The organism is Pseudomonas sp. zfem004 (assembly GCF_032621715.1).
In the GTDB taxonomy this organism is placed as follows: Bacteria; Pseudomonadota; Gammaproteobacteria; order Pseudomonadales; family Pseudomonadaceae; genus Aquipseudomonas; species Aquipseudomonas sichuanensis.
The window spans coordinates 61,489-74,389 of sequence record NZ_JAVYJF010000020.1 but is presented as its reverse complement, the minus strand read 5'-3'; the positions used below and the strand labels follow the sequence as shown (position 1 = coordinate 74,389).

Sequence of the window (12,901 nt, the reverse complement as noted above, 5' to 3'; positions counted from 1 at the left end):
AGTCCGCGATGACGCTCCCTGGAGCCTTGCCATGTCCACCCCCGCTTCTGCGCGTTTCACCCTGTTCACCGCCTCGGCCGTGTGCGCCCTGATCATCCTCGACACCAACATCGTCGCCGTCAGCCTGCCCAGCATCGCCCGCGACCTGTCTGGCTCGTTCGCCGACATCGAATGGGTGGTCAGCGCCTACCTGCTGGCCTTCGCCGCCTGCCTGCTGCCCGCCGGCAGCCTGGCCGACCGCTTTGGCCGACGGCGCATGCTGCTGCTCGGGCTGGCACTGTTCGGCATGGCTTCCCTGGCCTGCGGTGCTGCGCCGAACCTGTTGTGGCTTGACCTGGCCCGGGCCGGCAAAGGCGTGGGCGCTGCGCTGTTGCTCACCGCCGCCCTGGCCGCCATCGGCCATCGCTTCCATGAGCCCGAAGCACGGATGCGCGCTTGGGCCTTCTGGGGCGCCTGCATGGGCGCCACCATCACCTTTGCACCGCTGCTCGGCGGGCTGATCGCCAGTACCCTGGGGTGGCGCTGGATCTTCTACATCAACCTGCCGCTGGTGGCCGTGCTGGCGCTGATGGTGCTGCGCAGCGTTGAAGAGTCCCGCGATAGCGCTGCTGCCCGGCTTGATCCGTTGGGCAGCCTGACTTTTGCCGGCAGCCTGGGCTACCTGATCTGGGCGTTGATTGATGCCAACCGGGTTGGCTGGGACAGCGCGCCCACCTTGGGGCGGTTGGTGATCGCGGCCTTTTTGTTTGGCTTGTTCGTGATGGTCGAGCGTAGCCAGGCACGGCCGATGATTGATCTACAACTGATGCGTAGTGGGCGGTTCATTGGCGCCTTGTTGGGGATGTTCGCCTATGCCGCTTGTGCCCAGGTGATGATGACCTTGTTACCGCTGTACCTACAGAACGGGTTGCAACTGTCGGCGCTTGAAGCGGGGGCGGGGATGTTGCCGTTTGCCGTGGCGATGCTGCTGACGCCGCGGTTGGGGATGCGCCTGGCGGCTAGGTTGAGTGCGGCGCAGGTGTTTGCGTTGGGGTTGGTGTTGGTGGGGGTGGGGAACCTGGCTTGTGCCTGGGCGGTTGGTCACGGTGGTTACGGTGCTTTTGCCCTGGCTAGCTTGGTGCTGGGGGCGGGGGCAGGGTTGCTTAATGGTGATACGCAGAAAAACATCATGGCTTGCGTGCCGCGTGAGCGGACTGGGATGGCTTCGGGGTTGAGTACTACTACGCGGTTTGGGGCGATTGTGTTGGCCATTGGGATTCTGGGTGCGGTGCTGGCGGCGCGTAGTGGGCAGTTGTTGCGTGAGGCCATGGCTGGGGTGGCGCCGGAGGCGATGGGGAAGGTTGGGGAGATGGCGACGCGGGTGGCGGCGGGGGATTTGCAGGCGGCGTTGGGGATGCTTGAGCCGGGGTTGCGTGAGGTGGTGGCGCCGTTGGCGCGGGGGGCGTTTGTGGGTGGGTTTGAGGCGGTGTTGCTGGTTGCTGGGGGGGCGGGGTTGGGGTTTGCGGTGGTGGTTGGGGTGTTGCTAAGTCGGCCTCTTCCTGGTGTGGAGGGGTTAGGCATGCGAGTATGAATGAGGCGGGGTAATCTGAACTCTACCGACAGGTCGTTGATATATATAGAAAAAATTAATATCAATTTCAGCTGGGAATACCAATAGGAATGCTGGTCGCTGCTCGGCCATCCGTTTGCAATCGATCCGAACGCCTTTGCCACGCAGATGGCCACCAGCTCTCGGCGAGAGCTATCTGATCGGTACAAAAAACTCGCGAAAATCCTCCGTCAGCTACGTTTTACGGCAAGCCCTTGAAATGGGGTCAGGTTGCCATCATATGATTGAGGAAAAGTCGCCAAGCTGCCAGCTGAGAAGGCTTCGGTGATGAACCCCTGTGCGAGTTTCAGAAGGATTGGAATGCAATGTCGAGTCGGCCAGTAGTGCTCAACCCTGCTTGTATCAAGACCTTGTCTGCGGTGGAGGCTCGCCCTGAGCGTTCAAACCAGCATGAGTTTAATGGTGTGTCCGCGCTCAAAAACGTGTTCGGGCCTGATCGGGCGGAATTCAGTGTCCAGTTCTCGGTCAGAGGTGAAAGCGTTTCCGATCGGGCTAAAATGACCTGGTACGATGCCCGCGAGGAACATCCTACCCGCTCCGAGTATCGGCTCTACTTCCAAAACAACCAAGTTATGGAGCATGCCCAAGAGGGTGATAATGTCATCATCGGCTACGATGGGCAGGGCCTGCTTCATTGCATCCTAATTCGCACTGGCAGTGCGGAGCACCGCCCTGGCATTTCTCAGTGGGAGCGGTGCTGAGATTGGGTTGATGCAGAGAGCGAGGGTTCTCCCCCGCATCTGTTGTCGAACAGCGTAAGCCAGAAGGGGCGCAGCTTGAGCTTACTTAGGAAACTAATGCTGGCCCCCAAAGGTATTCGATCGTGCACGACGCCATCACACTTATGGAATATCCAAGTATTACGATAGTGATGTCTTTAGTGGACGCGCCGCCATGCTGACTTGATTTTGATTCTGACACCGCTTTCTTGGTCAAGAGCTTCGAGTGTCGTTGCCGAGCGTACGATCCGAATTCTGTAATGACTGGAATTTTCAGGCTTAGATATTTCCAATGATTCGCCTTCGCGGGCTCCTGTCTCGTTAAAGTACTTTGTCATGTGAGTGATTCGGTACTCATTTCTAGTGCCGGATTTATGGATTTTGTTGTTGTAATATACAAAGCGAAACTTCCTTATGGTTCCATCTTCATCTTCGCATTCAATCCATGCATCTGGGTTTTTTATTGCTGGGTCAAGCGAGGGGAGTATTGAAAGAAGATCCGACTCTGATTTTGGTATGAGGATGCCGGCTTGATGAGCGCCAGTCGCGCCAACGTCATTAGCGCTCAAAATTTTTCGGAATATGGATGTTTTCATGTCTTCACCGGAGTAATTTCAAGGGCGCGTCTGATGTCGGTTGCATCTCTGGAAGAAACTGGGATGCTTTCATTTGCCAGCTCGCTCTTCCAAAGAGAACGTTCTAACATAACTTCTTCCACTGTATTTTTGTAAAAAAGACGGTAAATGGTGACTGGCTGAGTTTGGCCTCGTCGGTGGGCCCGAGCACTCGCCTGTGCTTCTAGTGCCGGGTTCCATACTGGAGTGAAATGTATCACCACGGTTGCTGCGGTAATATTTAAACCGGCACCGGCCGCTTTAGGGTTGAGTATCAAACATCCGGGGCCGTCGTGATTTGTAAAGTCATCGATAATTGATTGGCGATCTGGTTGGGCGGTAGAACCATTAATAGAGCCCCAGTACGTATTGGGCGAGCCCGGGAACGCCTCCCTTACTAATTCGCCGATTCGGTTGAATAGCGCGAAAATTATGACTTTTCGTTTGTTTGCGAATGACTCCTTTAAGAGAGAGATTGTTCTCTCCATTTTTGAGGTCATCAGGGGGAGTTTGGTTGTGCGAGTGATTGTCGAGTCCTCACCATCAACGTCCCCTTCGGAAACTTGGCGCAGCCAAGGGTGAGCACATACAAGTTGCAGTTGAAGCGTAGCCACTAGCGCCCCTGCTGTAGGGTACTTGGCTAGTGTTTCAGATCGTACATTTAAATAATGCTCAGTCAGAAGATCGTCCAGCTCGAGCGGCAAATCGATATTTATTCGCTGGGGTAAATCGCCAGCTACATCTGCTACCCGGCGTTTGAGTATCATAGGATCAGTGAGTTGCCCCACTGCCTGAGCCGATTCCATACAGTCCGGATATTGAACTTCGAAGTCAAGCTGAGAGCCAAGTAGGCCGGGGATGGCGAAGTCGGCAAGAGACCATAGATCAACCAGACTGTTTTCAACGGGCGTACCAGTCATGGGAACAGTACGTCGGCGTGGGATCGAAGCGATAGCCCTTCTGCGATTTGATTGCGGGTTCTTGATTGCTTGTGCTTCGTCGCAGATTAGCCAAGACCATTCGACGGATGAAAAAATTGAGATGTCATTGACCATGGTGTCATATGTTGTGATTACAACACTGGTTCGTTGCAGTTCTCGATATATTCCTGCCCGACTTTGACCACGATGTATCATCAAGGTCAATCCAGCTGCAAACCGTTCAAACTCTCGCGCCCAATTGGCAATAAGGCTAGTCGGACAGATTATCAATGCAGGCGAGTCGGACTTTGGTGGGTCCATTAGCAGCAATGCGATAATCTGAAGGGTTTTGCCCAGCCCCATTTCATCGGCGAGAATCAGTCCGCCCGTATGTTTAACGGTTTCCCACATCCAGAGAACACCACGCGACTGATAGGGAAATAGCGTTGCGCTCAGCCCATGGATTGTAAGCTCCCCCTCAAGTTTATGCGCAGCAACTCTTCCCGATTGTAGAAATATCTCATCAGGAAGCACCTCCAAACTCGGGTTAGGGGTTCGAATTAGCTCAATAGCCTTGCTGTAAGAAAGATTTTCGGACGACGAGTAATTCAGCGCTTCGTTAAAAAGAGTGACTGCGTCGCTCGGAAGTGGTCGGATTGTGTTTCCATCCAGTATCCAAGAATGTCGATTGCTTGGAGCATAATGAACAGACCGCTTGCCTCGAAGCGATCGAATCCCTCCTAGGCGCGCGACTATACGATCCCCCGTCTTACAGATGATCATGACAGGATCAACAAGCCGCTCTGAGAGTGCCAGGTTTTCAGGGGGACTGCTTAGGAGGGCTGCGAAGGTCTCAGGAAGTTTGATAATATCAGTCACGGCAATTTTCCCTCAGCGCTTTTAAGTCTTCGAGGGTAAACGGTATGGGTCGCCTCGTATGTAGGGCTCTGTGGCAGTTAGGGCAGAGTGGTACTAGATCCGTGCGCGGGTCATACGGGCGAGGCTCTGAAAGAAGTCCTACAGGCTCTAGGTGATGAACTTCAATTATTGATCCTGCCTCGCCATAGGATAACTTTGGCTCCAAGCCGCAAGCCAGGCAACGTTCTCCATGAATGCGAATGCACAAAAGTCTATTGCGAGGATTTCTTTCCCGTCGTTTTATAACCGAGTGCGAGATAGCGCCTTCGAAAACCGGAGCCACCTCACCTAAATCGTCCTCGATTACATCGTAGCCAATAAGCTCCGCCATCGCAGCCATCATTGGGACGATCACTTCACGACATGTCGCAATGATATTGGCATCGCTATGTGGATCATCTTGGTCACGAATTTTTGCGGAAATTTGAAAATCCCCAGATGTTATTCTCCAGTCCGTGAGAGTTTGGCCCGAAATCTCCAAGTCGATGTCAGTTCGGATTGATGCCACTAGAGCACGTGCTAATTGGACGTCTTCAAGGGACGCCTTTTTGATCTGTCCGATGACTTCTCCGGAGAAGCGTCCAAAGAAGAGACTTACACTATGTCCCTTGAGTCCAAATGGGCGAAGCTCCGCAACCGGCCCGTGTTTCTCGTCTAAGTCACCAAACCAAATACGAAGTCCTGACCTAAGTCCACTAAGATCGACTGCGGCCGATATGAGAGCTCCAGTCCCTTCCTCAAGCTCTCTGAGGATCAGATCTTTCTTTCCGCCGATCATCTCAGCCTTCTTCTTCAGCCATCAGGTCGCCCGGCTCAGGGTCGGGAACATTTCGTAGAAGTTTGCGAAGGTTGTTGGATATTTCGTTACGGATATCCTCAAATATCGGCTCAAGCTCGTCGTTGGTATTATTTTGCTCAGCTACAGCAAAAGCCCACAACAGAAGATCCATACCTTCAACGGCGAAACCGTTAGCGGCCGCGCGTTTATAGATTTTCTGATAGAAGTCATGATGTTTGTTGAGCAAAACTGCAGGGACGTGGTCACTATTTCCAGCACTGCGGAGAGCTGGTTGCCAGAGCTCTCCGGTATTGATGTTCTCTACAGCGTCTACATACACTGTTTCGGGACTTACATGATTCTGAACTGGTACCTTAAGCTTGATCTTGTTGCCTTGATTATTTGAAATGATCGCAGACTGGGTTGCGGGATCGACAGAGTTCACCTGCGGTTTGCTAGCACTGCCGGTTTCCGCAATGTTCTTGTTAGCGCTGGTGTGGTCGATATTTTTGAGATTGGTTTGCTCTCGGTTTTGTCTACGAGCCCGCTGTCCTGCTTCACGATAGACTGGCTGAAGCAACTCTCGCAGCCCGTCCTCTAGGTCTGGGTGGAAAAGGATTCTTGACTTTTTGACGTCGATCCGAAATGCGTCGTCAAGCTTATGTCCGAAGTCAAACTCCACACGCAGCAAGGAGGTATGAGGCTCTGGTGCACCAAAGACTTCTAGCCAGCTTCCATCTTGGATCAAGCGACCTTCTCGATAGACGTAAAAACCCTGAGCACGGTTTGAGATGCGTGCATGGATCTTTTCCTCATCTTTTGTCATGTCGCTGCGGTGCGGCAGAATCCACGCTCGTATAGTCGCCGTCTCCTCGCAGCCGTCAGCCAATTCTACTACTAACTTTTGCTTTTTTTCTGAAAGAACCTGCTCGGAGCGTGCAGGGTAAAACGGATTCCACGGCTCTACCGGCATTTGATTGATGAAAATATCGATATTGCGTTCGCGCTCGTCAGTGTGGTCAAGGAATCGGTGATAAACGAGGGATAGATGTTTAATCAGGCTTTCCGCGAGGCGCTTAATCGCGCTCTGTTCTTTGCTCGAGCCTGCTTCGTATTCTCTGGTCAGAATCCTATCGCATTTTTCCCATATTAAGAGCGTGCCCCTTTCCCCACATAGCTCCTCGAACATCTCCTGTTCGTCTGGGGTGACGGGCTCGCGGAGCATCTCCCACTTTTCGCTCTGAGCGACGTGGTCGAGATCCCAAGCGAGCTTTGCGAATTCATCGGTGGGACGTTTGCGAGAAATCAGCGTGTATTTGAGGCAAACGGAGCTGGATGCAGTCTTAAGCCCAAGCCCGAACTTCCCGAGACTCTCGGGGTTGTCGCGTTCCGGCGCCCCATATCGCATCGCCTTGTAGACACCATCAGCATCCATCCCTTCGCCATTGTCTCCGAAGTAGACCAGCTTACGGCCGTCGCTACGCAGGGTGATCTCGACGTTGATTTGATCTGCTTTGGCGGCGATGGAGTTATCTATGATGTCTGCGGCAGCAGTCCTGACGTTGTAGCCTGTATCTCTAAGCCCGAAGATCAGGCGGGGCGCATCTGGCTCGTTGATCAAATCACTCACATTGGGGTCCTTTGCATTTATGGGGCTCTAGGCTTCCCTAGCCCCAGTGCCATGAGCTCTGCGAGACTCTCGGAAGTGGTCAGTATAATTGCACTCCGCCACCACAAGGCAACCTTGTCGGTATCGCCTGGTGCAAACTGCGGCAGGGAGGTGACCTCCGCGGCGTGGTCGCGTCCTTAGCTAGCATGGGCAATCATTTGGAGCCGGTGTTCCAGCCTAGACAACGTCTCGGGATCTTTTTTCAACTGGCATTCCCAGACGATCAAGACGGTCCAATCGCGACCCTCCAGCGCTAGCGTGTTGGCAGCATCCCTAGCTACGTTTTTCTGGAATTTGTCACCCCAGAACTCAGGTCGGGTTTTGGGAGTGGTCGCGTATCGGCAACCGGGGTGACGATGCCAGAAGCAGCCATGGACAAAAATGCATACCTTGAGGCGTGGAATCACAATGTCCGGATTCCCGGGAAGGTCCTTTCGATGCAAGCGATATCGGTACCCTTGGTTGTGCAGGAATCGTCTGACCAGCATTTCGGGAGCGGTATCCTTCCCTCGGATGCCAGACATCATCCTGGAGCGAGTTGCTGAATCGACCGTGTCCATATCGTTACCATTGGCAGAGCGGAGCTTTGTTTATTTTACGTTCGGTTCCATCTATGACACGAGGTTCACCTCCTTTTCAGACCTCCATGAAAGGGCATTGGCGATTTGGCTGCTTCGGCGGCGCCGCCTACGATGTAGCGTCCTTAGGATAGCTCGGTAAAAAACGCTTCACATTGCTGATCTAAGGGATAGAATAGTGACGTATCGTCACAGATTTGACCCAGAGAGCGCTTATGAGTTTTATTGAAGATGTGCAAGGCGCAAACCCGCGCGCTGCTGCTACCGATCAATCCGGTGACTATGCAGGAAGCGATCGAGCGTTACTGCAGGAGCTGCTCGAAATCTATGATCAGGGTTTTCTAGCTGCTGTGCTTAACGAAGCAAGCCCGGGACATTGGTGTCGCGAGACGATTAATCGTTGGCATAAGGGCAAGGCGTCTCCCAAGCTGTCATACATTGACCACAAACGCCTCAGTGAGCTGCTGCCACGGAAGGTGGAAGGGGAGAGAACTTTCACTTTTATCGACTTGTTTGCCGGTATCGGTGGAATTCGCAAGGGGTTCGAGGCAGTAGGCGGCGAATGTCTCTTTACTTCTGAATGGAACAAATATGCGGTCCGGACCTATAAGGCTAACCACTATTGCGATCCTGCTCGTCATCGTTTTAATTTAGACATTCGATCAGTAACGCTCTCGGACAAACCGGAGGTTAGTGAGGAGGAGGCTTACCGAAATATCGATCGGGAAATCCCAGATCATGATGTGCTGCTTGCTGGTTTCCCTTGCCAGCCGTTTTCTCTTGCAGGTGTGTCGAAAAAGAATTCTTTAGGACGCAAGCATGGGTTCGAGTGTGAAACTCAGGGTACTTTATTTTTCGATGTGGCCCGAATCATCGCGGCGAAGCGTCCCGCTGCTTTCCTGCTCGAGAACGTCAAGAACCTCAAAAGTCATGACAAAGGAAATACTTTTCGGATTATTTGTGAAACGTTAGATGAGCTGGGCTATGAGGTAGCAGATGTTAATGCTCCCAAAGGCGCTGATCCGAAGGTCATCGATGCAGTCAAGTTCTTGCCTCAGCATCGAGAACGGATCGTCCTGGTAGGCTTCAGGCGAGACCTGAATGTCCATCAGGGCTTCACACTGAAGGATATTTCGAAGTTTGAGCCGGTTCAGCGTCCTTCCTTCGGTGATCTGCTTGATAAAAACGTTGATAGCAAGTACGTACTGACTCCTAAACTTTGGGAGTATTTGTACAAGTATGCTCAAAAGCACAAGGCGAAGGGTAATGGCTTTGGCTTCGGCCTTACTCGTCCTAATGATGTGGCTCGTACACTTTCTGCACGGTATCATAAGGATGGTTCGGAAATTTTGGTCGATCGCGGATTCTCAGATAACTTAGACTTTTATGGCGAAGTTAACAGTCTGAGTCGCCCCCGTCGGCTGACACCTCAAGAGTGTGCCAGGCTTATGGGCTTTGATAAACCAGGCGAAAGCACCTTCGTTATACCTGTTTCGGACACTCAGGCGTATCGTCAGTTTGGTAATTCAGTGGCAGTGCCTGTTTTCGAGGCTGTTGCAAAAATGATGAAGTCAAGAATTTTGAAGGCAAAGGAAAAAATTGGAAGGTGAGGCGGCAAGCGTTTGAGGTCGTCTGAAGTCTATGTATCCCCATCGCAGCGTTTCGCATCTAGTAAGATGCGCTCGCTGAGATGGACGGGCGAGAAAGAGAGTGGCGGGGCTATAATTTCTTGGTGTTCAGCCAATCGATGAGCATCTGATCATTTTTGCCTAGCCGTTTATAGATAATCAAGGTTGTTAGTCTGTAGTAATAGCGGGTGCTGTAGGAGCGATTTTTTAGATATTGTGCGAAAAACCATCGCAAGTGTTTAAGCTGCCAAACCCAAGGATTGTCTCGCTGCCATCGAAGCTGAATGGCTGCTTGCATGATCTTAGCTTGCCGTAGGTGGCGCTGCTGGGTGAGCTTCGAGCCCGTTAAAACACCGCTTAAAAACAGCTCCATATCAAAAGTTTTGGTCATATCCGCCCTCCAATGTAGGCGGAAACCACGTCAACCCGATAATGCCCTAGCTCGAGGCTAATTTGCTTGCGGGCTGCTTGATCTAAATCGCAATCAATACGATAGCTCTGACATCGATTGACTGGGGCAGGGTGGCCTGTGAGCTGAGTGTAGCGTTCGCAAGCGTAGGCTGCGCGCAATTCATGGAAACCTTTCAATCCGTACGTACGCAGCACTTCGCGGGCGGGGAGAACCGTTCGTTGCAAGAATGCGGCGTAGCTTTCAGTGCGGTCCAGTAAGTTGCGACTGCCGACGGGAGACGCTTCACGCGCCGACTCGAGTGCCGCGATTACTTTTTCGTTCGCGATGATCCAACGCGGCGCTGATGCCCCCGAGCGCCCTCCCTTGGTACCCTCTTGGATGTTGATACGGCCAATTTGCTTGGCTTGGCGGTGCAGGCGTGGCAGATCCGCCAGGATTGCTTCGCGCAAACGCATTCCGGTAGTTCGGGCCAGCATGACAATCGCAGCCACCCGCTCGTGCTTTTTCTCAACCAGCACCTGAAGCAGTTGTTGCACTTTTTGGTGGTCTTGGCCATCCGGCGCACGGACGCGCACTGAGCAGCGCTGCTGTCCCAAGGCTTGGCTCGGGCTGACGATTGTAACGTTCTGATCACCGCGCAGCGCAGCGAGGGTGCGGTTGACGCTGCTCAGGCGGTTCTGCGCGGTGGCGATGCACAGTTCGCCTTTCTTGATTAGTTGGCGCAAATAAGTGGCATAGTCTTGCAATGTCTGCTGATCGATCTGGCGCGCATCGTTGTAGCCGGGGCCGTCTTCTGACCGGCACCAGCGCGCGAAGGCTTGCCAGCGATCGCTGTGCGCTTTGATTGTGGCGAAGTGGCCGCCGGCAAACAGATCTTGCAGTGCCTGCCGACCGGCGTAGCTCAGTTGTCGGCCGTAGCCAAAGTTGCGACCGTCACGCCGACCGACCAGCGCCATTGTCTTCACCGTGAACTTTGGTTTGAAGGAGCAGCAGCAGGGCTTTCCAGTGGGCGCCGACGCTGTCCAACTGCCCCCAGTGTGCTGGGCGGATGAGGAGGGCATTTTCGGTGTGTTCCAGCAGAGCTCCTTCTTCTTGCAACTGCTCGATGAGCTGAGCGAGGTCGATGAGCTCAGATGTTGTAGTGGCGACAGTGGCGACACTGGCGACAACCCCCGTTGCATGTCGCTTGGCACGTGGCGACAAAGTGGTAACGGTGGCGGCGACAAGCCGCAATTCGGTCGACGAGCGATGTTGCGCCTGGTAGCGACGCACGGCGTCATTGAGACGGAACATGGCGCACCTCGAATATGTCTCCGGCATTGTTCAGCCAGTTATGGGTAACCAGCTGCAGCAATAGCTCGAAGGTGTGCCGCGTGCTTTTACGGGCAAAGCGAGGGCCGTTTCGCGTGAGATCGCGGAGGCGGAACGGTGGCCAGTTCTTCTTAATCAACCAGCGGAGCAGACAATCGGCCTCTGCGCGAAGCTTGTTCAGTGGTTCCTGTTCGGTCAGTCGTTGGTTCTCGGCCAGGTAGTAGTCCATCAGCGTAGAGGCGCGCTGGATGTGCATTTCTTCCAAGACAGTCGATTCTTCAACCACCGCCATCACACCAGCCATGCGGAGAACGTTCGCTGCGGCTTTGCCCGCAGCAGCCTGCACGTTGACTAGCTCGCCGAATTCCCCGGACTCGCATTCAATGGTGTCGTGAATGGCAATCCATGCTTCACGGGCGCGGGGGCTTAACTCTAGGGTTGCAGGGCTGAGGCCGCCGTCTTTATGGCGTGACCAAGGCATCTGCATGAGCGCGGCAATGCGCTGCTGGTACAGGTGCACCTTTGGATCACGGGTCAGGTCGATCGCTTTGTACAGCCGTTGTCCAACCAGACGCTCTGGCCAACTGATCAGGCAGCGTCCCAGGATGCCCTGGTCTTTGATATCAGCGTCTTGCAGCAAGCGGTCTGCCAGGCGGGGTTGGAGCATCAAGTGCATGCTGAGGCGGCGGTCATAGGCACGCAGACTTTCCCCAGCCATCGCGCGCGACCGATCAATCGGGCTACCGTCCCACAGCGTCGACAAGTGAGTGATCGCCTTGATCATGTTGTCTTTACTCATGGTGCTGCCGCCCAAAAACTGCCCGCCTTCATCGCTGAATAGCCCCATGCTTGGCAAACCATGGCACAGGCTTTTCACCAGGCTTTCAATAGTTGGCTCAGCACTGAGCAGTCTCGGTTGGGCAGGTTCAGTTTGGGCGTCTAGCGCTCGCTGTACCGACTTTTTCGAGGTCGGAGATTTTGCGGTGGCGCTCATTGCGGCGCGGTGCGCCTTGAGCTGTTCGCCATAAGCGATCCACTGTTGTCTCTCCCAGTCGCGTACGGCTTGCAGCGCAACTTGGTCCACCGCGCTTTTGCGATCACCCGAGCAAGCCACGGTGAGCAAGTACAGCGACAACGGATAGTTTCGGCCGTCGAGGTGAACATTGGCGTGCGCCTGGCTCGCTAGCGCTGCTGTGGCCAGAACGGATTGCGCGGCCATGGCGCAGGGAACGCCGATTACATCGGCCATGCGTTCGACGGCAGGCCCCAATAGATCGCCCAGCGCCTCGACCGGGTAGGGCAGGGGCGTAATCTGCTGTTCCAACAAAGGGCGTGGTGGCCCTTGTACTTCGCGCAGTTGCATAGCCGTCCTCCATAAATTACCGATCTCTCCCTCACGTCATCCCGCCAAGAATGTTGAGTGTTATCAGGGATCAAGGCCCCTGCGACCTGTGAGGGTGTCCACTGACGCGGGACTGGCGGCTCCTTACGACTAGGAGCAAGGGCATCTCATGATCTGGCCTCCTGAGCACCGTTACCGGTGGGCGGGTGGAGGCTGCACTGGCTGACGAGACCAGCGCCGCGAGATCCTGAGCCAGGAGCAAGCAGCACTGCGATGACCGGGGCATGCCTGACTGTCAGTCAGGTGCAGTCCATTCCTTTGTCTGCGGCACCATCATCTACAGGGCTGTCGCTGGTGACATCTGCGTTTGTCACGCCGATTGTCACGAGGGGAATTGCCGCAA

Annotated in this window: 12 protein-coding genes; 2 read left to right on the top strand and 10 right to left on the bottom strand. The window is 54.2% G+C overall.

Annotated elements, in window-relative coordinates:
• The first annotated feature begins 31 nt into the window (after positions 1-31).
• Positions 32-1,570 (top strand): MFS transporter, encoded by a 1,539-nt coding sequence (locus RTH46_RS20420; protein WP_316906442.1) that lies wholly within the window; start codon positions 32-34, stop codon positions 1,568-1,570.
• A 419-nt stretch (positions 1,571-1,989) separates the two neighbouring features.
• On the opposite strand, the gene RTH46_RS20415 is transcribed toward RTH46_RS20420, so the two are convergent.
• The 6 genes from RTH46_RS20415 to RTH46_RS20390 all read right to left on the bottom strand — a co-directional run bounded on the left by RTH46_RS20415 (position 1,990) and on the right by RTH46_RS20390 (position 7,787).
• Complete coding sequence (locus RTH46_RS20415) at positions 1,990-2,244, bottom strand: hypothetical protein (RefSeq protein ID WP_316906441.1); 255 nt, start codon at positions 2,242-2,244, stop codon at positions 1,990-1,992.
• Positions 2,245-2,486: 242 nt separating this feature from the next.
• Positions 2,487-2,924, bottom strand: coding sequence for an EcoRII N-terminal effector-binding domain-containing protein (locus RTH46_RS20410; RefSeq protein ID WP_316906440.1), 438 nt, complete (start codon positions 2,922-2,924; stop codon positions 2,487-2,489).
• On the bottom strand, positions 2,921-4,741 hold the full coding sequence (locus RTH46_RS20405) for a DEAD/DEAH box helicase (protein WP_316906439.1): 1,821 nt from the start codon (positions 4,739-4,741) through the stop codon (positions 2,921-2,923). The genes RTH46_RS20410 and RTH46_RS20405 overlap by 4 nt, the downstream gene beginning before the upstream one ends.
• The gene (locus tag RTH46_RS20400; protein ID WP_316906438.1) at positions 4,734-5,558 is read right to left on the bottom strand and encodes an HNH endonuclease; all 825 of its coding nucleotides are present in this window, start codon (positions 5,556-5,558) and stop codon (positions 4,734-4,736) included. The genes RTH46_RS20405 and RTH46_RS20400 overlap by 8 nt, the downstream gene beginning before the upstream one ends.
• Before the next feature lies 1 nt (position 5,559).
• Positions 5,560-7,188, bottom strand: a complete 1,629-nt coding sequence (locus RTH46_RS20395; RefSeq protein WP_316906437.1) for an ATP-binding protein — start codon at positions 7,186-7,188, stop codon at positions 5,560-5,562.
• A gap of 176 nt (positions 7,189-7,364) precedes the next feature.
• Positions 7,365-7,787 (bottom strand): very short patch repair endonuclease, encoded by a 423-nt coding sequence (locus tag RTH46_RS20390; protein ID WP_316906436.1) that lies wholly within the window; start codon positions 7,785-7,787, stop codon positions 7,365-7,367.
• A 233-nt stretch (positions 7,788-8,020) separates the two neighbouring features.
• On the opposite strand from RTH46_RS20390, the gene dcm reads away from it, so the two are divergent.
• Positions 8,021-9,415: a DNA (cytosine-5-)-methyltransferase gene (dcm, locus tag RTH46_RS20385; protein ID WP_316906435.1), complete on the top strand. Its 1,395-nt coding sequence runs from the start codon at positions 8,021-8,023 to the stop codon at positions 9,413-9,415.
• Positions 9,416-9,524: 109 nt separating this feature from the next.
• Here dcm and RTH46_RS20380 read toward each other — a convergent pair whose 3' ends face one another.
• The 4 genes from RTH46_RS20380 to RTH46_RS20365 are packed head-to-tail and all read right to left on the bottom strand — an operon-like array spanning position 9,525 to position 12,519.
• Complete coding sequence (locus RTH46_RS20380; protein ID WP_316906434.1) at positions 9,525-9,824, bottom strand: hypothetical protein; 300 nt, start codon at positions 9,822-9,824, stop codon at positions 9,525-9,527.
• Positions 9,821-10,801, bottom strand: a complete 981-nt coding sequence (locus RTH46_RS20375; protein ID WP_316906433.1) for an integrase domain-containing protein — start codon at positions 10,799-10,801, stop codon at positions 9,821-9,823. Before RTH46_RS20375 ends, RTH46_RS20380 begins: the two co-directional genes overlap by 4 nt.
• Positions 10,779-11,138, bottom strand: coding sequence for a hypothetical protein (locus RTH46_RS20370; RefSeq protein WP_316906432.1), 360 nt, complete (start codon positions 11,136-11,138; stop codon positions 10,779-10,781). Before RTH46_RS20370 ends, RTH46_RS20375 begins: the two co-directional genes overlap by 23 nt.
• Positions 11,122-12,519, bottom strand: coding sequence for a YfjI family protein (locus tag RTH46_RS20365; RefSeq protein ID WP_316906431.1), 1,398 nt, complete (start codon positions 12,517-12,519; stop codon positions 11,122-11,124). The genes RTH46_RS20370 and RTH46_RS20365 overlap by 17 nt, the downstream gene beginning before the upstream one ends.
• Between the last annotated feature and the right edge of the window lie 382 nt (positions 12,520-12,901).